The 21,981-nt window shown below is 64.1% G+C and carries 21 protein-coding genes; 16 read left to right on the top strand and 5 right to left on the bottom strand.

Annotated elements, in window-relative coordinates:
* Window positions 1-126: 126 nt before the first annotated feature.
* The 4 genes from E1956_RS31760 to E1956_RS31745 all read left to right on the top strand — a co-directional run bounded on the left by E1956_RS31760 (window position 127) and on the right by E1956_RS31745 (window position 3,792).
* Window positions 127-1,203, top strand: coding sequence for a fatty acid desaturase family protein (locus tag E1956_RS31760; protein ID WP_134756689.1), 1,077 nt, complete (start codon window positions 127-129; stop codon window positions 1,201-1,203).
* A gap of 91 nt (window positions 1,204-1,294) precedes the next feature.
* Window positions 1,295-1,603: a MocE family 2Fe-2S type ferredoxin gene (locus E1956_RS31755; protein WP_134756687.1), complete on the top strand. Its 309-nt coding sequence runs from the start codon at window positions 1,295-1,297 to the stop codon at window positions 1,601-1,603.
* Between the two features lie 4 nt (window positions 1,604-1,607).
* Window positions 1,608-2,849 (top strand): NAD(P)/FAD-dependent oxidoreductase, encoded by a 1,242-nt coding sequence (locus E1956_RS31750; protein WP_134756685.1) that lies wholly within the window; start codon window positions 1,608-1,610, stop codon window positions 2,847-2,849.
* A gap of 79 nt (window positions 2,850-2,928) precedes the next feature.
* Complete coding sequence (locus E1956_RS31745) at window positions 2,929-3,792, top strand: sugar phosphate isomerase/epimerase family protein (protein WP_134756683.1); 864 nt, start codon at window positions 2,929-2,931, stop codon at window positions 3,790-3,792.
* 6 nt (window positions 3,793-3,798) lie between these two features.
* Here E1956_RS31745 and E1956_RS31740 read toward each other — a convergent pair whose 3' ends face one another.
* Window positions 3,799-4,863, bottom strand: a complete 1,065-nt coding sequence (locus tag E1956_RS31740) for a LacI family DNA-binding transcriptional regulator (protein WP_134756681.1) — start codon at window positions 4,861-4,863, stop codon at window positions 3,799-3,801.
* 287 nt (window positions 4,864-5,150) lie between these two features.
* Between E1956_RS31740 and E1956_RS31735 the strand changes: the two genes are divergently transcribed.
* The 10 genes from E1956_RS31735 to iolG all read left to right on the top strand — a co-directional run bounded on the left by E1956_RS31735 (window position 5,151) and on the right by iolG (window position 17,932).
* Window positions 5,151-5,996, top strand: coding sequence for a TIM barrel protein (locus E1956_RS31735; RefSeq protein ID WP_134756679.1), 846 nt, complete (start codon window positions 5,151-5,153; stop codon window positions 5,994-5,996).
* A gap of 184 nt (window positions 5,997-6,180) precedes the next feature.
* On the top strand, window positions 6,181-7,101 hold the full coding sequence (locus tag E1956_RS31730) for a sugar ABC transporter substrate-binding protein (RefSeq protein ID WP_134756677.1): 921 nt from the start codon (window positions 6,181-6,183) through the stop codon (window positions 7,099-7,101).
* Window positions 7,102-7,190: 89 nt separating this feature from the next.
* The gene (locus E1956_RS31725) at window positions 7,191-8,756 is read left to right on the top strand and encodes a sugar ABC transporter ATP-binding protein (protein WP_134756675.1); all 1,566 of its coding nucleotides are present in this window, start codon (window positions 7,191-7,193) and stop codon (window positions 8,754-8,756) included.
* Between the two features lie 42 nt (window positions 8,757-8,798).
* Complete coding sequence (locus tag E1956_RS31720) at window positions 8,799-9,821, top strand: ABC transporter permease (RefSeq protein ID WP_134756673.1); 1,023 nt, start codon at window positions 8,799-8,801, stop codon at window positions 9,819-9,821.
* 41 nt (window positions 9,822-9,862) lie between these two features.
* The gene (locus E1956_RS31715; protein ID WP_134756671.1) at window positions 9,863-11,827 is read left to right on the top strand and encodes a bifunctional 5-dehydro-2-deoxygluconokinase/5-dehydro-2-deoxyphosphogluconate aldolase; all 1,965 of its coding nucleotides are present in this window, start codon (window positions 9,863-9,865) and stop codon (window positions 11,825-11,827) included.
* Complete coding sequence (gene iolD, locus E1956_RS31710; RefSeq protein ID WP_134756669.1) at window positions 11,824-13,737, top strand: 3D-(3,5/4)-trihydroxycyclohexane-1,2-dione acylhydrolase (decyclizing); 1,914 nt, start codon at window positions 11,824-11,826, stop codon at window positions 13,735-13,737. Before E1956_RS31715 ends, iolD begins: the two co-directional genes overlap by 4 nt.
* Window positions 13,734-14,693: a myo-inosose-2 dehydratase gene (gene iolE, locus E1956_RS31705; protein ID WP_134756667.1), complete on the top strand. Its 960-nt coding sequence runs from the start codon at window positions 13,734-13,736 to the stop codon at window positions 14,691-14,693. Before iolD ends, iolE begins: the two co-directional genes overlap by 4 nt.
* A complete protein-coding gene (iolB, locus tag E1956_RS31700) occupies window positions 14,690-15,487 on the top strand; it encodes a 5-deoxy-glucuronate isomerase (RefSeq protein ID WP_134756665.1) in 798 nt (265 codons plus the stop codon). The genes iolE and iolB overlap by 4 nt, the downstream gene beginning before the upstream one ends.
* A 207-nt stretch (window positions 15,488-15,694) precedes the next feature.
* Window positions 15,695-16,813: a porin gene (locus tag E1956_RS31695; protein WP_134756664.1), complete on the top strand. Its 1,119-nt coding sequence runs from the start codon at window positions 15,695-15,697 to the stop codon at window positions 16,811-16,813.
* A gap of 96 nt (window positions 16,814-16,909) precedes the next feature.
* A complete protein-coding gene (iolG, locus tag E1956_RS31690; protein ID WP_134756662.1) occupies window positions 16,910-17,932 on the top strand; it encodes an inositol 2-dehydrogenase in 1,023 nt (340 codons plus the stop codon).
* A 130-nt stretch (window positions 17,933-18,062) separates the two neighbouring features.
* Here the strand turns inward: iolG and E1956_RS31685 are convergent, their stop codons facing one another.
* Window positions 18,063-18,545: a YybH family protein gene (locus E1956_RS31685; protein ID WP_134756660.1), complete on the bottom strand. Its 483-nt coding sequence runs from the start codon at window positions 18,543-18,545 to the stop codon at window positions 18,063-18,065.
* Between the two features lie 137 nt (window positions 18,546-18,682).
* On the opposite strand from E1956_RS31685, the gene E1956_RS31680 reads away from it, so the two are divergent.
* Both E1956_RS31680 and E1956_RS47065 read left to right on the top strand, forming a co-directional pair.
* A complete protein-coding gene (locus E1956_RS31680) occupies window positions 18,683-19,570 on the top strand; it encodes a LysR family transcriptional regulator (RefSeq protein ID WP_134756658.1) in 888 nt (295 codons plus the stop codon).
* Between the two features lie 156 nt (window positions 19,571-19,726).
* Window positions 19,727-20,215 carry a DNA-methyltransferase gene (locus tag E1956_RS47065; RefSeq protein WP_134756656.1) on the top strand — a complete coding sequence of 163 codons (489 nt, stop codon included), beginning with the start codon at window positions 19,727-19,729 and terminating at the stop codon, window positions 20,213-20,215.
* A 28-nt stretch (window positions 20,216-20,243) separates the two neighbouring features.
* Here E1956_RS47065 and E1956_RS31670 read toward each other — a convergent pair whose 3' ends face one another.
* The 3 genes from E1956_RS31670 to E1956_RS31660 all read right to left on the bottom strand — a co-directional run bounded on the left by E1956_RS31670 (window position 20,244) and on the right by E1956_RS31660 (window position 21,969).
* On the bottom strand, window positions 20,244-20,558 hold the full coding sequence (locus tag E1956_RS31670) for a hypothetical protein (RefSeq protein WP_134756654.1): 315 nt from the start codon (window positions 20,556-20,558) through the stop codon (window positions 20,244-20,246).
* A gap of 121 nt (window positions 20,559-20,679) precedes the next feature.
* Window positions 20,680-21,243 carry a lysozyme gene (locus E1956_RS31665; protein WP_134756652.1) on the bottom strand — a complete coding sequence of 188 codons (564 nt, stop codon included), beginning with the start codon at window positions 21,241-21,243 and terminating at the stop codon, window positions 20,680-20,682.
* Window positions 21,244-21,291: 48 nt separating this feature from the next.
* Window positions 21,292-21,969: a hypothetical protein gene (locus tag E1956_RS31660; RefSeq protein ID WP_134756650.1), complete on the bottom strand. Its 678-nt coding sequence runs from the start codon at window positions 21,967-21,969 to the stop codon at window positions 21,292-21,294.
* Window positions 21,970-21,981: the final 12 nt, after the last annotated feature.

The following is a 21,981-nucleotide window of genomic DNA, read 5'->3' as shown; positions in this document are numbered from 1 at the left end:
CGCGCCGCCCTGTTGACGATATTTCATCAATGTTTCCGTTGAGCGCCGCGGGCCCGGCGCTTATGTTTGATCCAACGAAAGTCACACGCCGCACGAGGCGCGGCGAACCGGATCAAGGAGACATAGGTGTCGAACACGCAAACAGGCTCGCGTACGGCGTCCGCCGTCACGGGGCGGCAGGCTTACCGGCTCATCGGCGGTGCGGGTGAACGGGCGTACGCCGCTGGACTCGTCAATGCGCAGTGGTACAAGTGCCCGGTGCCGCGCTCCACGATGAAAGCGCTGATGCAGCGCGGCGATGCGCGCGCGATCCGCGACACGCTGATCTGGTATGCGGCGATCGTTGCCAGCGGCGTGCTCGCGTGGTTCGCATGGCGCGCAAATTCGCTGTGGGCCATTCCCGCCTTTTTCCTGTACGGCACGCTCTACTGCAGCCCGGCCGATTCGCGCTGGCACGAATGCGGCCACGGCACGGCGTTCAAGACGCGCTGGATGAACAGCGTGGTCTACCAGCTCGCTTCGTTCCAGGTGTTCCGCCGTCCCACGGTCACGCGCTGGACGCACGCGCGGCATCATACCGACACGCTCATCGTCGGCCGCGACCCCGAGATCGCCGCGCCGAGGCCTACCGATTGGGTTGCACTCCTGCTCAATATTTTCGCGCTCAAGCACGTGGCGACCGAGGTGCCGAAGATCGTCGCAGCGGCATGCGGCAACATCGGCACGGAAGAAAAGACCTTCGTGCCCGAGTCCGAATGGCCGAAGGTGGTGCGCGAGGCGCGTCTGACGCTGCTCGTCTATATGGCCGTGATCGCCGCGTGCATCGTATGTCATTCGGTGCTGCCGCTCCTCTATATCGGCCTGCCGAGTCTCTACGGCGCCTGGCTCTACCTCTATTTCGGCTTGACGCAGCATGCGGGCCTGCCGGAGAACGTGCTCGACCACCGCAAGAACTGCCGTACCGTGATGATGAATCCGGTGTTCCGCTTCTTGTACTGGAACATGAACTATCACATCGAGCACCACATGTTTCCGATGGTGCCGTTCCATGCGCTGCCGCGCCTGCACGAGACCGTCAAGACGGACATGCCGCCTTCGTATTCGAGCAGCCTCGCGGCCTATGCGGAGATCATCCCCGCGCTAGTGCGCCAGACGCGCGACCCGGCCTGGCATGTCACCCGGCCCGTGCCGGATGCCACCTGAGGCTACCCGAGGCCCACCCGCGAGCGCAGCGCGGGCGAGACGCTCGCGAACGAACACTGATGGACATATACACAACCGAAGGAGACACGACATGACGCAATGGATCGACGCGGCTGCGCTGAACGACATCGAAGACGAAGACGTCATGCGCTTCGACCACGCAGGCCGCACCTTCGCCATCTACCGCGTGGACGACGCCGTCTACGCCAGCGACGGCCTGTGCACGCACGAGCAAGTGCACTTGTGCGATGGTCTGGTGATGGGCCACACGATCGAATGCCCGAAGCACAACGGCCGCTTCGACGTGCGCGATGGCCGCGCGCTGTGCGCGCCCGTGTGCGAAAAGCTCACGACATACCCGGCGCGGGTCGAGGCCGGGCGCATCCTGATCGAGATCTGAAATCATGGTGACGCAACGGGTCATGGCGATCGTTGGCGCGGGCCATGTGGGCGGCCGCGCCGCGCAGACGCTGCGCGAAGCGGGTTGGCGCGGCGGTATCGCGCTGATCGGCGCGGAGCCTCATCTGCCCTATGAACGGCCGCCGCTTTCCAAAGGATTGCTGACGGGCGAGCGCGCCGCGGTGCAATGCGGCTTGCGCGATCCCGAGGCATGGCGCGAGGACGCGATCGAGCACGTGGTGGCCACCGTGCAATCGTTCGATCCCGTCGCGCGCGTGCTGTATCTGGCCGATGGCCGGACCATCGAATACGAGGCGCTGCTGCTCGCGACGGGCGGCCATGCGCGCCGGCTCTCGATTCCGGGCGCAAGCGAGCCGGGCGTCCAATGCCTGCGCACGCTGGACGACGCGGCGGCGCTGGGCGGGCGGCTCACGCCGGGGTCGAATGTCGTGGTGGTGGGCGGCGGGTTTATCGGCCTCGAAGTGGCTGCATCGGCGCGCGTGCGCGGATGCGAAGTCACCGTAGTGGAGGGGGGCGCACGCTTGCTGGGGCGCGCCGTGCCCGCCCCGATCGCGGCGAGCGCGCAAGACTTGCATGCACGCAATGGCGTGACGATCCGGCTCAAGTCTGCGCCGCGCGCGTTCGAGCGGCGCGACGGGGACACGCGCGGCACGCTGGCCGTGACGCTCGACGACGGCGACGTCCTGCATGCCGATAGCGTGATCGTCGGCATCGGCATCGAGCCCGCCGATGAGATCGCGCGCGCAGCGGGTCTGGACGTCGAGCGCGGCATTCTCGTGGACGAGACGCTCGAAACCTCGGCACGCGGTGTTTTTGCAGCGGGAGACGTGGCGGTGTTTCCGAGCCGCTTCGGCGCGCATCGCATTCGCCAGGAGACCTGGCACAACGCCGAAACCCAGGCGAGGGTGGCGGCGCGCAACATGCTCGGCGCGCGCGACGCGTACGGTGAATTGCCGTGGTTCTGGTCCGATCAGTACGACCATCAACTGCAGGTCGCCGGCGAGCCCGCGCTGGGCAGCCGCTCGATCGTGCGCACGCTGGACAGCGGTGCCCAGATTCATTTCGATCTGGATGGCGAAGGGCGGCTCGTTGGTGCAAGCGGCTTTGGCCTCGCGAGCGCACTCGCGAGAGAAATGCGCCTCGCGCGGATGCTGGTCGAGCGCGGCGCGCCTATAGACGGGGAGCAGTTGGCGAACCCCGAAGTGAAGCTAAAAAGCCTGCTCTGAATGCAGGGCAACGCGAAACATCCCGCTGCGTGAACGACGCCCGCATGGCGAGGCGCCGACGCGGCAACACGGAGACACGATGGCGCAACGACTACTGGTGTTCCAGTCGCTTTGGGCGATGGAGCGCCGACACACCGATGGCTACGAGCGCTCGCTCGAAGAGAACGTCCGCATGATCGCGCAGGCCGGCTTCGACGGCGTGAGCGCACACTGCACGAACCGCGAGGACGTGAAGCGTCTGGCCGGGTTGCGGCGCGAATACGGACTGGCAGCGGAAGGCCAGTGCTTTCCGCAAACCGTGGACGACCTGCAGCCCGTGCTGGAGCTCGCGACCGAATTCGGCCTGCATCACGTCGATCTGCAACCCGACGTGCGGCCGCGAACTGTTCGCGAGGCGCTGGTCTTGCTCGATGGCTGGCGTCGACTTGCGGAGCAGGTGGATATGCCCGTCTACATCGAGACGCATCGCGACCGTATGACGACGGATCTGTATTTCACGCTCGATTTGCTCGACGCGCGGCCCGATCTCAGGCTATTGGGCGACATCTCGCACTTTCTCGTCGGGCGCGAGTTCGCGTGGCCCGTCTCAGACGAGAATCATGCGCTCATGCATCGCATACTCGACCATTCATGGGCGTTTCATGGACGCGTGGCGAGCCGCGAGCAGGTGCAGATCGAGCTCTCGTTTGCACCGCACCGCAAGTGGGTGGATCTATTTCTCGGCTGGTGGGGCTACGGCTTTCGCTCGTGGCGACGCCGGGCGGGCGAAAACGATACGCTTGCGTTCACCTGCGAGCTGGGCCCGCAGCCCTACGCGATCATAGGCGCGGATGGCAATGACACCACCGACCGCTGGGCCGAGTCGCTGCAGATGCAGGCCTGGATACGCGAGCTCTGGTGCGAGATCGAAACGCAAACGGCGCGCGACGCCGCTACGGCGTAGCGCGGCTCAATGCCCGGCGGCAAGGTAGGGATTGCGCCTCACGTTCGCCGAGCAGAATATCCGGAACTCGACGGTCCCGAGCGGCGCGGGCGTCTGCACCACGCCGCACGCATTGAGCGCGTGCTGCAATGCGGATATCACTTGCCCGTCCGGGTCCTGGTCGATTGCAATGTCCATGGTGCCCTGCTCGATGTATTCGCGATGCCGGTCGAGCATCTCATGGCCCACCCACACGACTTTCCCCGCCGCCCCCACCTTGCGTAGCGCCGCCTCGATGCCCTCCGACGCATAGCCGCTGTTGTAGATGCCCACCACGCCGCCGCGCTTGAGCTCCTTGAGCACCGCGCGATGGCACTGGTCCACGTCGTCGAGCGTCTCCACCGCCTCCGCATCGCAGACGAGATGGGGAAACGCCTCGGCCAGTTGCGTGCGGCAGCCGCTGATGCGCTCGATATGCGCGCGATAGTCCTTGCGCGAGCAGATCAGCAGAACCCGGCCCGGCTGCGTGGCGAGCCGCCCGACGAAGTAGCCCGCCGTGCGCCCCGCATTGGCGTTGTCGATGCCGGCGTAATGCACGCGCTCGACCTCCGGGATATCGGTGACCATCGTGATCACAGGCTCGCCTTGCGCGATGACCGTGCGCAGCGCGTCGCGCACAGGCGCCGTGTCGTGCGTCGTGACGATCAGCCCGGAGCGCTTGTAGTTCGGGCGGAGGATGGCGCGCGTGATCACGTCGTCGTCGGCTTCAGGAAGGAACTGGCGATGCAGCACGATGCGCGGGTCGAGCATCTGCATCGAGCGTTCGAGCCCGCGTGTCAGGCGCTGGAAGAACGGCGTGCTGTTCTGCGGCAGCAAGACGTCGATATGCACGAGGCCATGGCTGGTTTGCGGCAAGACGCGCGGCACGCCGAGCTGTTGCGCCGCCTTCACGACGCGCTCGCGCATGGCCGCGGACACACTGCCGCGCTCGTTGAGCACGCGATCGACCGTCGCGGGACTGACGCCCGCCGCTTCGGCAATTTCAACGAAACGCGCGCTGCGTTTGCGGCGCGGTGGGGGGGCTGCGGCCATGAGTGTCTCCAGTATTTTTTGTCGATTTCGATGCGCGCGGCATGGTCGATTGGCGCGCTCGCATTGCAGCTCGAATCGCAGAACGAATTGCACCACGACTGGGCGACTTCCCGCGTATTCGTGCTGACGAAAAATCATCAATCTTTTCGTTGAGGCGAGTCAATGGGTCACTTACCTTTCTCACATCGGCAACGCCAAGTCATGCTGAACCGGGACGTAATCAAACGGCTAGAAGTGGTCGGTAGACCGCAAATAAAACTTTCGATTTGCATTCACTGGAGACAACGATGAGCGAGGCAGTGCAGTTTTCCCTCAACCGAATGAGCGCGCCGAAATTGAAGTTCCCGGACTACGTGGCGCTGTGCCAGCGTCTGGGTATCGACGCCATCGAGATCCGCAACGACCTGCCTGGCGTCGAGATCACCGACGGCACGCCCGCCGGCCAGATCAAGGAGGCATGCGAGCGCGCGGGTCTCACGATTCTCTCGATCAACGCGTTGCAGCGCTTCGAGCAGTTCGACGCCACGCGCCGTGATGAAGCGCTGGCGCTCGCGAAGTACGCGGCGGGTTGCGGTGCGAAGGCGCTCGTGATGTGCCCGACCAACTCGATGCTCGACAAGCGCACGGCGAGCGAGCGTCACGCCGATCTGGTCAAGGCGCTTGCGCAGCTCAAGCCGATCCTCGACGACCACGGCCTGCTCGGTCTCGTCGAGACGCTCGGCTTCGAGGAATGCGCGCTGCGCCGCAAGTCCGATGCGGTGAAGGGCATCTACGATGCGGCCGGCGAGCGCCATTTCAGGCTCGTGCACGACACGTTCCATCATCACCTGTCTGGCGAAGACATCTTCTTTCCCGACCTCACGGGGCTCGTGCACATCTCGGGCGTCGAGGCGAGTGCGGTGACGGTGGGCGAAATGCGTGACGGCCATCGCGTGCTCGTGGGCCGCGACGACCGTCTCGGCAACGTGCGCCAGCTCGCGACGCTGCGTGCGCGCGGCTATCGCGGCTACGCCTCGTTCGAGCCGTTCGCCGAGGAAATTGCCGAAGCCGCCGACATCGAGCCGCGCCTTGCCGCAAGCATCGCCTATATCGGCGAGGCCCTCGAAGCGGCGAGCCTGCGCCAGGCCGCCTGATACCTGGCATCCGGGCCACGGAGACGCCGCGCCATTCGGGCGCGGTGCGGGGCCGGCAAACAAGTCGGCAAACGCGCCGGCAAACAAGTCGCAACGAAGCAGTGGCAGACCGTGCACCGCACGGCTTGAAAGGCTCTGTGCGCCCAAAAAAGGCAGAGCCGCAAACACTTGGATGGAGACAATCATGAACTTCCTCAGCCGGTCCTTGCTCGCGCTCGCGACAGCCCTTCCGATTGCCGCCTATGCAGGCACGACGATAGGCGTCTCGATGGCGCACTTCGACGACAACTTCCTCACGACAGTGCGCGAGTCCATGGCGTCCGAAGGCAAGGCGAAGAACGTGAGCCTCGACTTCGAGGACGCGCAGGGCGACGTCGGCCGCCAGGTGAGCCAGGTCGAAGCGTTCGTGGCACAGCACGTGGCCGCGATCATCGTGAACCCCGCCGACGCATCGGCCACGAAGCGCATGACGGACGCCGCGCGCAAAGCCGGCATCCCCATCGTCTACGTCAACCGCAAGCCCGACGAGCCGCTTGGCAACGGCGCGTACTTCGTGGGCTCCGATAGCCTCGTGGCGGGCCATCTGCAAATGGAGTACCTCGCGAAGAAGCTCAATGGCCACGGCAATATCGCGCTCATGCTCGGCGAGCTCTCGACCGACGCCACGCGTGACCGTACTCGCGGCGTGAAGGACATCGTGGCGAAGAACCCCGGCATTCATGTGGTTGCGGAGCAGACCGCCAATTTCGATCGCAGCCAGGCCATCAACCTGATGAGCCAGTGGCTGAGCGCGGGCAAGAAGTTCGACGCCATCGCCGCCAATAACGACGAGATGGCGCTGGGCGCGCTGATCGCGATGCGCCAGGCCGGCGTCTCGCCGAAGGCGGTGCTGGTGGGCGGCGTGGATGCGACGAAGGACGCGCTCTTTGCGATGTCGAAGGGCGACCTCGCCGTGACCGTGTTTCAGGACGGCAAGGGCCAGGGCAAGGCGGCCGTGGACATGGCCGCGAAGCTGGCCGGCGGCGACAAGAGCGTGCAGAGCGAGGCCTGGATTCCCTATCAGCTCGTGACGCCGGAGAACTACAAGGGCTTCGTGAACCGCTGACTCACGCGGCTTCGTGGCGGACGACGCCTGTCGTCCGATGGCTTCGATTGCTTCCATCGCTTCATTTGCCAGGTCAGGCGAGGGTAACCATGCAAGATTCGACGTTCACCGCATCGCGTCCAGCCGAGCGGCGCAGCGCGCTGCCCCCTGTGTTTCACGGCCATGCCGCGCCGCTGCTGGCGGCGCGGCATGTACGCAAGGCGTTTCCGGGCGTCATCGCGCTCCAGGACGTGTCCATCGAGATCCGGGCGGGGCGCGTTCATGCCCTGATGGGCGAAAACGGCGCTGGCAAGTCCACGATGATGAAGATCATCGCGGGCGTGTATACGCCCGACGGCGGCACGCTGCATTTCAAGGGCGAGCCGATCGCACTGAAGTCGCCGCGCGACGCGCTCGACCGCGGCATTGCGATGATTCACCAGGAGCTCAATCTGCTGCCGGAAATGACGGTGGCCGAAAACATCTGGATTCGCCGCGAGCCGCGCGGCCGGCTGGGTCTCGTCAATCACGGCGCGCTGAACCGGCAAACGCGCGAGCTGTTCGCGCAGCTCGGCATCGAGATCGATCCGCAAACGCCGCTCGGCAGGCTCAGCATCGCGAATCGGCAGATGGTGGAGATCGCGAAGGCCGTCTCGTTCGACTCCGATCTGCTGATCATGGACGAGCCGACTTCGGCCATCACGGACAAGGAAGTCGAGCACCTCTTTCGCATCATTGCGGAGCTCAAGGCGCGCGGCAAGGCGATCATCTACATCACACACAAGATGGACGAGGTGTTCCAGATCGCGGACGACATCTCGATCTTCCGGGACGGGCATCACATCGTCACGCGCGAGGCGAGCCGCTTCGACAAGCAGTCGCTGATCGCCGCCATGGTCGGCCGCGAACTCACCCAGGTGTTCCCGAAGGAAACGGTGCCGATCGGCGAGGTGGCGCTCGCCGTGCGCGATCTGGGGCGACGCGGCGTGTTCTCGGGCGTGAGCTTCGACGTGCGCTACGGCGAGATTCTCGGCGTAGCGGGCCTGATGGGCTCGGGGCGCACCGAAGTCATGGAAGCCATCTTCGGCGTTTATCCGGCTCACAGCGGCGAGATCCTTTTCGAAGGCAAGCCGAAGACGATCCGCTCGCCCGCGGACGCCATTCGCGCAGGTGTCGCGTTCCTCACCGAGGACCGCAAGGGCACGGGCCTGTTCTTGCAGCTCTCCGTGGGCGAGAACATGGCAATCACCGCGCTCAGGCGCCATAGCGCGCTCGGCTTCGTGCGGCAGCAGCGCGTGAACGAGGAATGCGAGGCGCTGTGCCGGAGCCTGAAGGTCAAGACGCCGGGGCTCGCGCAGATCATCGAGAACCTGAGCGGCGGCAACCAGCAAAAGGTGCTGCTCGCGCGGTGGCTGCTCAACCAGCCGAAGATCCTCATTCTCGACGAACCCACGCGCGGTGTGGACGTGGGCGCGAAGTCCGAGATTCACGCGCTCATCACGCAACTGGCCAGAAACGGCGTGGCGGTCGTCATGATTTCCTCGGAGCTGCCCGAGGTCATCGGCATGAGCGACCGCGTCGTGGTCATGCACGAGCGCAGGGTGAGCGGCATCCTGCCTCGCGAGCTGGCCACGCAGGAAAACATCATGACACTCGCCTCGGGCGAGCACATCTGAGTATCCAGAGATTTGAAGCCGACCATCGGCAAGGAGACGGACATGAGTGCATCAACCATCAATGGCGCCGCCGAAGCGGCGGCCAGTGCGCCGCGCAAGTGGCGCTTGCCCCAGGAGACCAGCATTCTGGTCGTGCTCGTCGCGATCGCGCTCGTGTTCGAGGCGATCGGCTGGATCGAGCGCGGGCAGTCGTTCCTGTATAACCCGCAAGGACTGCTGATCATGGTCCTGAGGGTCTCGGAGATCGGCCTCATTGCCGTTGGCGTGACGATGGTCATCATCGCGGGCGGGATCGACCTGTCGTCCGGCTCGCTCGTGGCTTTGTCGGCCATGGTGGCGGGCAGTTTCGCGCAGGCCGGCGGCTTCGGCGCGACGGTATTTCCCGGCGTGGCCGATTTGCCCGTGCTCGTGCCGGTGCTGGCGGGCACGCTGGTGGGCGGCCTCTGCGGGCTCCTGAACGGCGCGCTGATCGTGCGCTCGAACGTGCCGCCTTTCATCGTCACGCTCGGCATGATGGTGTCGGCTCGCGGCCTCGCCCGCTACTACACCCACGGCCAGCCGATCAGCATGTTCACCGACGCCTATTCGGCCATCGGCTCCGGCGCGCGCCCGGTCGCGATCTTTCTTGCCGCCGCACTGATCTTTCATATCGTGCTGCGCTACACCCGCTTCGGAAAGTGCCTCTACGCGATCGGCGGCAATGTGCAGGCGGCGCGCGTCTCGGGCATCAGCGTGGGGCGCAACCTGGTTGCCGTCTACGCGATCGCGGGGCTCCTGAGCGGGCTGGCGGGCGTGGTGGTGTCAGCGCGTGCACAAACCAGCCAGTCGGGCATGGGCCTCTCGTATGAGCTCGACGCTATTGCGGCGGCGGTGATCGGCGGCACGAGCCTCGCGGGCGGCATGGGCCGTATCACCGGCACGGTGATCGGTGCGCTGATCCTCGGCGTGATCTCGAGTGGCTTCATCTTTCTCGGCATCGACTCGTACATCCAGGAGATCGTCAAAGGCGGAATCATCGTTGCCGCCGTGGTCGCCGATCAATACCGCAAGCGGCGCGCCCGCTGAAGCCGGATGCTCAACCGATTCCCTTACGGACATCATTCTTCATGAACCGAAACACTGCATTCGCTGCGCAACGCCCGCTCGACATCATCTGTCTCGGCCGGCTCGCCGTCGACCTGTACGCACAGCAAGTGGGCGCACGGCTCGAAGACGTCACGAGCTTCGCGCGCTACCTGGGCGGCTCCTCGGCCAACATCGCATTCGGCTGCGCGCGTCTCGGCCTGAAAAGCGCGATGCTCTCGCGCGTGGGCAACGACCACATGGGCCGCTTCCTGGTTGAAGCCCTCGAGCGCGAAGGCTGCGATGTGAGCCATGTGAAGACCGACATGGAGCGCCTCACGGCTTTGGTGCTGCTCGGCCTGAAAGACCGCGACACGTTTCCGCTGGTGTTCCATCGCGAGAATTGCGCGGACATGGCGCTCGACGAGACGGATTTCGACGAAGCGTTCATCGCGTCGAGCAAGGCGCTGCTGATTACGGGCACGCATTTTTCGACCGGGGGCGTGCATCGCGCGAGCATGACGGCGTTGCGCTACGCGCGGCGCAACAATGTGCGCACCGTGCTCGATATCGACTACCGGCCGGTATTGTGGGGCCTCGCCGGCAAGGGCGACGGTGAAACGCGCTTTATCGCGGATGGCGGTGTCAGTGCACACCTGCGCGCCATCCTGCCCGAGTTCGACCTGATCGTGGGCACGGAGGAGGAGTTCCGCATTGCAGGCGGCGAGGACGATTTGCTCGGCGCGCTGCGCCGCGTGCGCGAGGTGAGCGCCGCGACGCTCGTGGTGAAACGGGGGCCGCTCGGCTGCACCGTGATCGACGGTGACATTCCCGCGGATCTGGACGGCGACGCGCATTATCGCGGCGTGCAGGTCGAGGTGCTGAACGTGCTGGGCGCCGGCGACGCGTTTCTCTCCGGCTTCCTCAAAGGCTGGCTGCGCCAGGAAGACTACGCTCGCTGCTGTGCCTATGCCAATGCGTGCGGCGCCCTGGTGGTCTCGCGCCACGCGTGTGCGCCCGCGATGCCCACGCCGGTCGAGCTCGACTATTTCCTCGCCAACGCGGCCAGCCTCGCACGGCCTGACCGGGACGCGGCGCTGCAGCGCTTGCACCGCGTGAGCGTGCCGCGCAAGCCACGCGACGAAGTGCTCGGCTTCGCGTTCGACCATCGCAATCAGCTCTTCGAACTGGCGCAGCAAAGTGGCGCGCCGCAGTCACGCATCGCAGCGCTCAAGCAACTGTTCGTGCAGGCGGTGGAGCAGACGGAAAGCGAAGGCGGCCATACGGGCAAGATGGCCGTGCTGATCGACGACCGCTACGGGCAAGACGCACTGAACGCAGCCACGGGGCGTGGCTGGTGGGTGGGCCGCCCCGTCGAGCTGCCGGGATCGAACCCCCTGGTGTTCGAGCATGGGCGCTCGATCGGCTCGGCGCTGGTTAGCTGGCCCGCGGAGCATATCGTCAAGTGCCTCGTCCAGTATCACCCGGACGACGCGCCGGCGCTGCGGCTCGAACAGGAGAGCCAGTTGCGCGCGCTCTACGAGGCGACCCAGGCGAGCGGCCATGAGTTGCTGCTCGAAGTGATTCCGCCCAGACGCGGGGCCAACGCGCCGGACACGGTAGTGCGTGCGCTCAAGCGGCTCTACAACATCGGCATCTATCCCGACTGGTGGAAGCTCGAGCCGATGAGCGCCGCCGCGTGGCAAGAGGTGGACGCATTGATCGAAGCGCGCGACCCGTACTGCCGCGGCGTGGTGCTGCTGGGCCTGAACGCACCGGCCGAACAACTTGCCGAGGGCTTCGAGGCGGCGAGCGCGAGCCGCACCTGCCGGGGCTTTACGGTGGGGCGCACGATCTTTCATGAGCCGGCGCGCGCGTGGCTTGCCGGCGAGATCGACGACGCTACACTGATTGGCGCAGTGCGCAGCAACTTCGAATACCTGATCCAGGTCTGGCGCAAGACACGCCGCAATGCGGCCGAGGCCGCACGCGAGGAGTGTGCAGCATGAGCCAGACGATTCGACTCACGGTGGCGCAAGCGCTCGTCCGCTATCTCGCGGCATTGCGCGTTGCCGACGAAGAGGCGCCCGGTTCCGCGCCCGAGCCGCTGTTCGGCGGCGTGTTCGCGATCTTCGGGCACGGCAACGTGGCGGGGATCGGCGAGGCGCTGCATCAGTATCGCGACGCGCTGCCGACCTGGCGCGCGCACAACGAGCAGGCCATGGCGCACACGGCCATCGCCTACGCGAAGACACACATGCGCCGGCGCATGATGGCGTGCACCACGTCGATCGGCCCGGGCGCGACGAATCTGGTCACCGCGGCGGCGCTCGCGCACGTGAACCGTTTACCCGTGTTGCTGCTTCCCGGCGACACCTTCGTGTCGCGCGCGCCGGACCCTGTGCTGCAGCAGATCGAGGACCCCCACGACGCCGGCATCTCGGCCAACGATAGCCTGAAGCCCGTGTCGCGGTACTTCGACCGGATCGTCGCGCCTGCACAGTTGCTGAACGCGCTCCCCCGTGCGATTCGCGTCCTGACCGATCCCGAGCTGTGCGGGCCCGTTACGCTCGCGCTGCCGCAAGACGTGCAGACGCATGCGTACGATTTTCCGCTGGCGTTCTTCGAGCCGAAGGTCGTCACGCTGCGCAGACCGCAACCGGCTGAGGATCAGCTCGCCGCGGCCGCGGAGGCGGTGCGCGCCGCGAGGCGTCCGTTGATGGTTGCGGGCGGCGGCGTGCTGTACGCCAAAGCGTCCGCCGCGCTGCGCGCATTCTGCGAGCGGCACGGCGTGCCCGTCTGCGAAACCCAGGCGGGCAAGGGCGCACTCGCATGGGACCATCCCTTGCAGCTGGGTTCCGTGGGCGTGACGGGCTCGCCCGCGGCCAACACGATGGCGCGCGAAGCGGATCTCGTGATCGCCGTGGGCACGCGCCTGCAGGACTTCACCACCGGCTCGCACTCGCTCTTCGGTCAGGCAGCGGCGCTTGCCATCAACGTGAACGGCTTCGACGCGGGCAAGGCCGGCGGCGTCGAGCTGATCGCCGACGCACGGCTCGCGCTCAATGCGCTCTCGCGCGAACTGGGGGGCGGCGGCCAATACGAAGCAGGCGGGCGCGCCGCATGGCAAAGCGATGAGGCGTGGCACGAGCAGGCCCGCATGGCGGCGCGCGGCTGGCGCGCGACGGTGGCGGAATTGACGGGCACGCGAACGCTCGAGCAAGGCGTGCTGCCCTACGACGCCGAAGTCATCGGCGCCGTGCAGCGCTCGCGCGGGGATTCGCCGTCGCACGACATTGTCGTGTGCGCGGCCGGGACACTGCCCGCCGAGCTGCACAAGCTCTGGCGCACAGGTCATCCCGGTGGATACCACGTGGAATACGGCTATTCGTGCATGGGCTATGAAATCGCGGGCGGGCTGGGCGCGAAGATGGCGCGGCCCGATCGCGAGGTGATCGTGATGGTGGGCGACGGCAGTTATCTGATGATGAACAGCGAGATCGCCACCTCGGTCATGCTCGGCCGCAAGCTCATCGTGGTCGTGCTCGACAACCGTGGCTACGGATGCATCAACCGGCTTCAGCAGGCATGTGGCGGCGCGCCGTTCAACAATCTGCTCGAAGACTGTCTGCAGGGCCCGCTTGGCGCACCGCCAATCGACTTCGCGGCTCATGCGGCCGCACTGGGTGCGCACGCGGAGCATGCCGGAAATATTGAGGAATTCGAAGCAGCGATGCGACGGGCACGGGCCTCGGATCGCACCTATGTGGTCTGCATCGATACGGACCCGGCGCGCACCACGAAGGAAGGCGGCTGCTGGTGGGAGGTGGCGGTGCCGGAGGTTTCAGATCGCGAAGCGGTGCGCTTGGCGCGTGCCGATTATGAACGGAACAAACAGATGCAAAAGGTCTTGCCATGACGATCGCACATGACATCGCAGTACACCGTTTCGACGTGAAAATCGGCATCAATCCGATCTCCTGGTTCAACGACGACCTCCCGACGCTCGGCGGGGAGACGCCGCTCGAAGTCGCACTGACCGAGGGCAGCGAGATTGGCTATCAGGGCTTCGAGCTCGGCAACAAGTTTCCGCGCGAGCCGCGCGTGTTGCGCGAGGTGCTGTCGCGTCATGGGTTGGAGCTGGTCTCGGGCTGGTACTCGGGGCGTCTCGTCGAACGATCGGCCGACGAGGAAATCGCTGCGGTCGTCCCGCATCTGGAATTGCTCGCGCAAGGCGGGGCGACGGTGATGGTGTACGGCGAAGTATCGGGCTCGATTCAGGGCGATCGCGGCGCGCCGTTGTATGCGCGACCGCGCTTCACGTCGGACGAGCAATGGCGCGCCTATGCGAAGCGCCTTGATACGCTTGCGCGCTTTACGCTCGCGCGCGGCGTGCGCCTCGCTTATCACCACCATATGGGCGCCTACGTCGAAACGCCCGACGACGTCGACCGGCTGATGGCGTTGACCTCGCACGACGTCGGCCTGCTGTTCGACAGCGGTCACGCGGCCTTCGGCGCAAGCCGCTCGAGATTCGACGCGGCGGCGCCGGCCGCGCTGCTGGCACGACACATCGGGCGGGTTTGCCACGTCCATTGCAAGGACGTGCGCGCAGAGATCGTCGAGACAGCGCGCAACCGCGACTGGAGCTTTCTGGATGCGGTCATCAACGGCGCGTTCACTGTGCCGGGCGATGGGGCGATCGATTTTGCGCCGCTGATCGAGCAACTGCGCGCGCATGGGTATCGCGGCTGGCTCGTGGTGGAGGCGGAGCAGGACCCCGCCGTCGCGCCGAGCTATGCGTTCGCGCAAGCGGGATTCCGGCATCTGCAGGCGCTCGTCGAGGGCGTGCAGGCCCGCGCGGAGGCCGCATGAGTCTGCTGGTGAAGGGAAGCCGGAGCGGGCGCCTCATTGCCCAGGTCACGCCGGAAAGCGCGCAGTGGCGCCATGTGGGTTTCGCGGCTCACCGCTTCACGCGCGGCGACACGCTCTCGTTCGACACGGGCGAAACGGAAATCTGCGTGGTCGTGCTCACGGGCGTCGTGAGCGTGACGACGCCCGCGCAGGCGTGGCGCGAGATCGGCTCGCGCCGCAGCGTGTTCGAGCCGAAGTCGCCTTATGCCGTCTATTTGCCGCCTCGAACGGCGGTGTCGATCGAGGCCCACGACGCCGCAGAGGTCGGGCTCGCCAGCGCGCCGGCGCAAGGCCGTCTGGAGGCACGGCTGATCGAGCCGGGCACGATGACGCGCTCGACGCGGGGCCGCGGCGCGAACCTGCGCTACGTGTGCGACATCCTCCCGCAAACCGAGCCAGCGGAATCGCTGCTCGTGGTCGAGGTGCTGACACCAGCCGGGCATTCGTCGAGCTATCCGCCGCACAAGCACGATGCCGATGACATTCCCGTCGAGAGCTTTCTTGAAGAGACCTACTACCACCGCATCGATCCGCCACAAGGGTTCGGATTTCAGCGCGTCTACACCGACGCGCGCGACCTCGACGAGACGCTGGCCGTCGAGGACCACGACGTGGTGATGGTGCCGCGCGGCTATCACCCGGTGGTGATGCCGCATGGCTACAACGGCTATTACCTCAACGTGATGGCCGGGCCGAAGCGCGTGTGGCATTTCAAAAACGATCTGGCCCACGAGTGGATACTCGCGGGCATCTGAGCGGGATGGCGGGCCGGTAACCCGCAATAGCGCGGTCCGCAGATGGAGTTAGTAGCAGTTGCAGTCGAGCATTCAAGCTTTATGTATTTAGTCATGCGAATAAAAAAGCAATGAAACGTACCACCCTCACGCTGCGGACGACGAATTCGCCGTCTGTCGCGTGAGGGGACAACTCAATGCAATAACGAAAACACGTTTGGAGACGCGATGAAAAAGGCAGTACAGATCGGAGTGGCCGCAATGAGCCTTGCGACGCTGCAAGCCCACGCACAGAGCTCGGTCACGCTTTATGGCGTGGCGGATGCGGGTTTTGACTACCTGAGCCAGGTGCAGACGGGCACCGGCACCACGGCGTCGCGCTTTCGTGCGGAGAGCAGCGACTGGGGCGCGAGCCGCTTCGGGCTGTTGGGCCGCGAGGATATCGGCGGCGGCTACGGCATCATCTTCAATCTCGAATCGGGCACGAACCTGATGTCCGGAATGGCCGGCGATGGCAACGGTCGGCTGTTCAGCCGCAAGGCGCTGGTTGGCGTGCAGAACGACCAGTTCGGCAAGTTCACGATGGGCCGCAACTTGTTCATCGCCAATGACCAGTGGGATTTCGACCCGATGCTGCAACAGGCCTATTCGTCGACGGCGCTGGTGCGCAGCCGCAACGTGCCGATTACGAGCAACAACATCGAATATCAGTCGCCCTCGTGGGCGGGATTCAGCGTTCACGCGCAATACACGCTTGGCAACCAGGCGGGCGGGTTCAATCTGGGCGCGCCGAACGAAGTGGGCCGCAGCGACGGCATTCAGATCACCTACGCGAACTCGCTCTTCATGCTGCGCGGCATGTACGACGAGATTCGCGACACGAACGGCAAGATGAGCAATGTCTTCGTGAGCTCGCGCGAATTCTTCGCCGGCGCGAACCTCTATTTGAGCTCGCTGGAACTGCAGGCCGCGTACACGCACCTCAATGCACCGGACACGCCGGCAGGGCTTGCGAGCAACGCCGACCACTACTGGGCGGGCGCGAAATATCGCGTGATGCCAGCGCTGAGCGTCGATGGCGCCGTCTATTACGTGCACGTGGGCGCAGGTGCGGGCGATGCGACGCACGATCCCTCGGGCCACGCGACGATGTTCGCGCTGGGCACGACCTACAACCTCTCGAAGCGCACGCTGCTTTACGCGACGGTTGCGCATGTGCGCAACGCGAGTGGATCGAGCTTCTCGGTGGCGAACAATAACCCGGGATCGAATAACGACAATCTCGACAACCCATTGCCGGGGCGCTCGCAAACGGGCGCGTATCTCGGCGTGAATCATTCCTTTTGAGCGTTCGGGGCGTTGAGTGCGCCCCCAAGCGATTGGCCGCTCATGCCGCGAGGCATGGGCCGTATTTTGATGAAGGCATTGAAACCGGAGAAGAGCATGATTGAATTTGCATTGTTTGGAGCAGGGCGCATCGGCAAGATTCACGCGTCGAATCTGGTGCGGCAAGCGGGCGCGCGCCTGAAGTATGTGGTGGACATGCACACGCCTTCGGCACAGGCGCTCGCGCAGGCGCACGGCGCGCAAGTGGCTAGCGTCGAGCAGGCCTTGGCCGATCCCGCGGTGGGCGCCGTGGTGATCGCCTCGAGCACGGACACGCACGCGAATCTGATCATTGCCGCCGCGAACGCAGGCAAAGCGGTGTTCTGCGAAAAGCCCGTCGATCTGACCATCGCCCGCTCGCGCGAGAGCGCCGAGGCCGTGAGCCGCAATGGCGTGGTTTGCATGATCGGCTTTCAACGCCGCTTCGATCCCACTTTTGCGGCACTGAAGGCGCGCATCGAGGCCGGCGAAATTGGCGTTCCTGAGATGCTGATCGTCACCAGCCGCGACCCGGGCGCGCCGCCCGTCGACTACATCAAGAGTTCGGGCGGGATCTTCAAGGACATGCTGATCCATGATTTCGACGTGTTCCGCTGGATCATGGGCGACGAGGCGCAGAGTTTGCACGCCACGGGCAGTTGCCTCACCGACCCGGCCGTGGCGGCCGCCGGCGACATCGATTCGACTGCCGTCACGATCCGCACTCAGCGAGGACTGCTTTGCCAAATCAACACGTCGCGGCGTGCGGCCTACGGCTACGACCAGCGCTTCGAGGTGCTCGGCAGCAAGGGCATGCTGCAGGCGGGCAACGTGCAGCCCACGCAGGTGACGGCCTGGCTGGCGGGGGGCATCTCGACGGATGTGCCGGAGCCGTTCTTTCTGGAGCGCTATCGTCAGGCTTATGCGGCGGAAATGGCGCATTTCGTCGAGGCGGTCACGAAGGGAACACCAGTGCGCACGACGATCGAAGACGGCGTCAAGGCGCTCGAGCTGGCCGAGCTGGCCATGTCGTCGTGGCGCAGCGGGGCCGCGGTGGACCTGCCATCGAGCGAAGAGGCGAGTGTCGCCGAAGCGCTATAGCGGCGAGTTTGTGTCCAGAATGACGAAGCAGGGCGGCGTGCGGAGCATGTCGCCTTTCACAGGCATGCGGACAATCGGCAACGGTGGATGCATGTACGATTTGCATGCATCCATCAACCGCTAGCGAGGCTCAGGCCATTGGCGCTTCGAGCGGCGCGCCGAAGATCGCGGTCTGATACTCGGCGAGCAGCGCCGGTTCCTCGATCGACCCATGATGATGAAGCTGCCGCCATTCGCCATCGATCTTCGCGAACCAGCGCGTCGTGCGTATGCGCAAAGGGATCGTGCGATCGGGCAGCGCGCATGTCCCTTCTTCACGGCCGACGAACAAGTGCCAGTCGTCGCCGCCATCCGACGTGAAGTCGTGGAACGCGACCTGCACGCGCGCCGGACCTTCAAAGAGCGCCTGGTAACCCGCGCGAATGGCGGGCCAGCCGCGCCGGATCCCGCCGATGGGATTGTCCATGCTCGGACGCTCGCCTGGCGCCCAGTTGGCCGCGAGCGCGTCCAGATTGCCCGTGTTGAAGGCGCGATAGAAGGCCACCAGCGCTTCCAGGGGACTGCCCTGGGGTGCGAGTTCATTGCCGGTCACGCGAAGAATGGGGGTGTTCATGTCGGTTTGCTCCGTTGGGGTGGTTGAGTGCAGACTACGCGCGATTACTGATCTATAGAACTGAATTGTTTTGATATCAGTAATCTGTATTTTCGATATGTGCTAGTCTGCATTCATCTACGCTCAGGATGGCGCCGATGGATCTGACCGACTTGAAGACATTCGAGGCTGTTGCGCGTTTGGGCAGCATGAACAAGGCCGCAGCCGAACTCCACACCGTGCAGTCCAACGTCACGGCGCGCATTCGGGCGCTGGAGGAAGACTTGGGGCTCGCGCTGTTCGAGCGCCACGCGCGCGGCGTCGTGGCTACGCCCGCGGGCAAGCGCATGATGCCGTTCGTGGGGCGCATCGCAAAGCTCGTCGAGGACGCTCGCGCAGCGGCACGAGACGACGGCACGCCGGCCGGTGCACTGGTGCTCGGCTCGCTGGAGACCATCATGGCGCTGCGTCTTTCTACTCTGCTGGCGGGCTTTGCCAGGAAGTGGCCGCAGGTGCAACTGGTGGTCAGTTCCGGCAATACGGCGAAGCTGGTGCGCGACGTTGTGGAATGCAAACTGGACGGCGCGTTTGTAGCGGGCCCTGTCGAGCATCCCGAGATCGAGCAGACGCGCGTCTTTACCGAGGAGCTGGTGCTTGTTGCCAGTCCTGCGGTGTCGTCATTGAAGGATCTGGTGAAGATTGCCGACCTTAAAACCGTGGTGTTTCAGCTTGGGTGTTCGTATCGGCAGCGGTTGGAGGCGTTTCTCTACGGGCGCGGGCTCGTTGTGGCCAAGCCGCTGGAGTTCGGTTCACTCGATGCGATTTTGAGCTGCGTGGCGATGGGCGTTGGGGTGACGTTGCTGCCGAAGGGTGTGGTCGCGCAAGCGGCCCTTGAGGGGAAGGTTAGCGTGCATCGTATGCCGGCGGAGCTGGCGCGTATGCAGACGCTGTTTATTCGGCGGCGCGATGGGTATGTTTCGAGCGCGCTGGGGGCGTTTCTGGAGATGGCGGAGGGGGCGGCGCGCGGGAAGGTTAAGGCGGCTTAGGTGGCGGGCGACGTTTGTCGTCACGCATGATTGCCAAGACCTCATCCAGCTTGCGGAAAATGGCATTGCGCTGACAACCGGGACCAGCGCGCGTTCGCCTACTGGGCCGCGCTATGGTCGGCGGCGCTGCGCGCGTGCAGGCCCAGCGCGGTAGGTATGTTCTACGGACTGGCGGTAACTTTCCCCGTCAACCGACTATATGCAGGCCGGGGGGTATGGCGTGGAGTCGTGCCCTGGTGCAAGCCGGATGCACGCCCGCAGCTGGGCCGCTTTACGGCGCAATGCGAATACGTCATATGGGGCACGGCGGGCTCGATGTCCGCGAATCCATCGGGCGAAGTGATACCGGGGTTTTATGAGTGCGTCGCGCCCCGCGATCGTGTCCACGTCACACAAAAGCCATTGCCGCTTATGCGCGAGCTATTGCGGATCGTGCCGCCTGGCGCGACCGTGCTTGATCCGTTCATGGGCTCTGGGACAACGGGCGTAGCATGCGTGCAAACGGGCCGCCGCTTCGTCGGCATCGAGCTGGACCCCGTGCATTTCGAATGTGCGTGCGAGCGAATCAGCAATGCGCATCGCCAAGGCGCGCTATTCGTTCATGCCGACAACGCCAGCGAACAGGCGCGATTGACGCTCGAATGAAAAAACCCCGCCGAAGCGGGGACTTGTCCTATCGCCCAGCGCCGAGAACTTTCTGGATCGCGGCGCACTTCGGAGCCGCTGAAGTTTCCATATCATCAGGGCATGTTAGCGACTTATAGAATTCAAACTCTTGCGCCGCTACCTTCTGCCGGCACGCTGCAATCTGGAAATCTGTATCGGGCGAATATTCGTTTTTCCACTCATTGAACGCGAAGCCGATTAGGTTGCAATCAGATTTAATCTTTTCTCCCCATAATTTATAGTTCGCATCAAGTGCGATTCGTTTATCTCCGGACGAAATTTTCCGGATATACGCGTATAATTTTACGGAGTCGGCAAGCATTCGTGCCGTATCCGTTTTCGAACAAGAAAGAGAATCGTCTCTAGTCTTTGCATTTTGTTCGCAGGCGGTATTTCCGAGTGCCGACACCGATATGACGATAGCCATAGTGGCAAAGCAGAATTTAGTGACTCGAATCATAGTTTCCATCCCTGAAGAGATTTCCCTCTGAACGCCGGCGCTTCACTAGACCACTCGGTTGTGCGCCGCTGGCCCATGTATATTCCATAAATTTCGCCGGCACGCGATCATAGTGGCCGGAATTTACAAGATTCAATAGAGCGTCGTTATGGTGGCGAAGATTGTAGACAAAATCAACAAGCGCATCATATTCGTATTGGAAAAGTGGTACATGGATTTTTTTATTTACTATGTGCTCAGGGTCTCTAAGATCTTGCAGTAGTAGTTGCCTGGCCTGGGCGATCGTGACCCCTGCGTGAAAAGGGGCTTCAGATGCAGCGCCCGAGATTGGCCCCATATGAACCAGGTGCCCGAAGCCGATAGTCGTATTACCGCCGCCGCCAGCGCCATCGTTATCGTACAAATGTGCACGGAAGGCTTCCCAATCAGCAACAAAATCTATCCCCTGTTGCGAGACGTGCCACGGCTTGCAAAGCCTCGCCGTTTGTACGGTTACACAGGAATTCGGATTGGTATTTGTTACTGCTGTCGCAAGTGCGTCTGACATAAAATCTCCTGTAACTGTGCGTCGGATGGATTTCCGCGCATACGCGCCCTAGTGCATCGTGCGTGCTGCGCGTTCGGCGGGGTTATCGCAACGCGCGTCCTCGCCGGATATCCACGCGTCGCGGAGCGGGCTATAGACTCCCCATAGCGCGCGATCTCGTGCCGTAGGCTCGCGGCATATGTTCGCGCGTCCAATCGCAGTGTTTAGCGTCGCCGCGAACGTCGCGTCGTCCATTTCATCGATACTTTCTAGTTCTTCGTCGTACTTCGGCAGGCCGATTGATTTAAATTCGTCCGCAATGAAATCGAAAACCCATTGACTGAATAGAAGCGTTACGTCGTCATTATCAGTGGGCGGCGCGAAGTACAGCGGCGCATATCGGGTACGTGGCGCACCCGTTGTCACGATGATTGATCCAGGTTCCTCCAGCGTCACGCCGAATCCCATCATGCACCAGAGTTCCCCATCGCAATCACGAACGTGCTGGAGCAAATCGAATTCGTGCATGGGAATAACGCGCCAGTTATCCGAATCATCCTTCTGGTGGTACTTGTTGCGAACGTACGCGTAGAACGACGCAAGAATACGCGACGTAAATATGAGCGGTCCGTTCTGTTTTCCGTTCCCGATCCATGCGGGTTCAACGAATAGGCCATTACTCGAAAAGCGCTTTCGGACGACAAGCCACAGAGACAACGGCGCGATGTATTGCGTTTTGATTTTCATGTTATAGCTATC

This window comes from Paraburkholderia pallida (genome assembly GCF_004524855.1).
Lineage (GTDB): Bacteria > Pseudomonadota > Gammaproteobacteria > Burkholderiales > Burkholderiaceae > Paraburkholderia > Paraburkholderia oxyphila.
The sequence above is the reverse complement of the archived record's forward strand: the minus strand, read 5'-3'. Positions and strand labels throughout refer to the sequence as shown.

Excerpts from the sequence above, each read along its gene's own strand:
- E1956_RS31755 (WP_134756687.1), top strand. The coding sequence starts at position 1,295 with ATGACGCAATGGATCGACGCGGCTGCGCTGAACGACATCGAAGACGAA.
- E1956_RS31750 (WP_134756685.1), top strand. The coding sequence starts at position 1,608 with ATGGTGACGCAACGGGTCATGGCGATCGTTGGCGCGGGCCATGTGGGC.
- E1956_RS31745 (WP_134756683.1), top strand. The coding sequence starts at position 2,929 with ATGGCGCAACGACTACTGGTGTTCCAGTCGCTTTGGGCGATGGAGCGC.
- E1956_RS31740 (WP_134756681.1), bottom strand. The coding sequence starts at position 4,863 with ATGGCCGCAGCCCCCCCACCGCGCCGCAAACGCAGCGCGCGTTTCGTT.
- E1956_RS31735 (WP_134756679.1), top strand. The coding sequence starts at position 5,151 with ATGAGCGAGGCAGTGCAGTTTTCCCTCAACCGAATGAGCGCGCCGAAA.
- E1956_RS31730 (WP_134756677.1), top strand. The coding sequence starts at position 6,181 with ATGAACTTCCTCAGCCGGTCCTTGCTCGCGCTCGCGACAGCCCTTCCG.
- E1956_RS31725 (WP_134756675.1), top strand. The coding sequence starts at position 7,191 with ATGCAAGATTCGACGTTCACCGCATCGCGTCCAGCCGAGCGGCGCAGC.
- E1956_RS31720 (WP_134756673.1), top strand. The coding sequence starts at position 8,799 with ATGAGTGCATCAACCATCAATGGCGCCGCCGAAGCGGCGGCCAGTGCG.
- E1956_RS31715 (WP_134756671.1), top strand. The coding sequence starts at position 9,863 with ATGAACCGAAACACTGCATTCGCTGCGCAACGCCCGCTCGACATCATC.
- iolD (WP_134756669.1), top strand. The coding sequence starts at position 11,824 with ATGAGCCAGACGATTCGACTCACGGTGGCGCAAGCGCTCGTCCGCTAT.
- iolE (WP_134756667.1), top strand. The coding sequence starts at position 13,734 with ATGACGATCGCACATGACATCGCAGTACACCGTTTCGACGTGAAAATC.
- iolB (WP_134756665.1), top strand. The coding sequence starts at position 14,690 with ATGAGTCTGCTGGTGAAGGGAAGCCGGAGCGGGCGCCTCATTGCCCAG.
- E1956_RS31695 (WP_134756664.1), top strand. The coding sequence starts at position 15,695 with ATGAAAAAGGCAGTACAGATCGGAGTGGCCGCAATGAGCCTTGCGACG.
- iolG (WP_134756662.1), top strand. The coding sequence starts at position 16,910 with ATGATTGAATTTGCATTGTTTGGAGCAGGGCGCATCGGCAAGATTCAC.
- E1956_RS31685 (WP_134756660.1), bottom strand. The coding sequence starts at position 18,545 with ATGAACACCCCCATTCTTCGCGTGACCGGCAATGAACTCGCACCCCAG.
- E1956_RS31680 (WP_134756658.1), top strand. The coding sequence starts at position 18,683 with ATGGATCTGACCGACTTGAAGACATTCGAGGCTGTTGCGCGTTTGGGC.
- E1956_RS47065 (WP_134756656.1), top strand. The coding sequence starts at position 19,727 with ATGTTCTACGGACTGGCGGTAACTTTCCCCGTCAACCGACTATATGCA.
- E1956_RS31670 (WP_134756654.1), bottom strand. The coding sequence starts at position 20,558 with ATGCTTGCCGACTCCGTAAAATTATACGCGTATATCCGGAAAATTTCG.
- E1956_RS31665 (WP_134756652.1), bottom strand. The coding sequence starts at position 21,243 with ATGTCAGACGCACTTGCGACAGCAGTAACAAATACCAATCCGAATTCC.
- E1956_RS31660 (WP_134756650.1), bottom strand. The coding sequence starts at position 21,969 with ATGAAAATCAAAACGCAATACATCGCGCCGTTGTCTCTGTGGCTTGTC.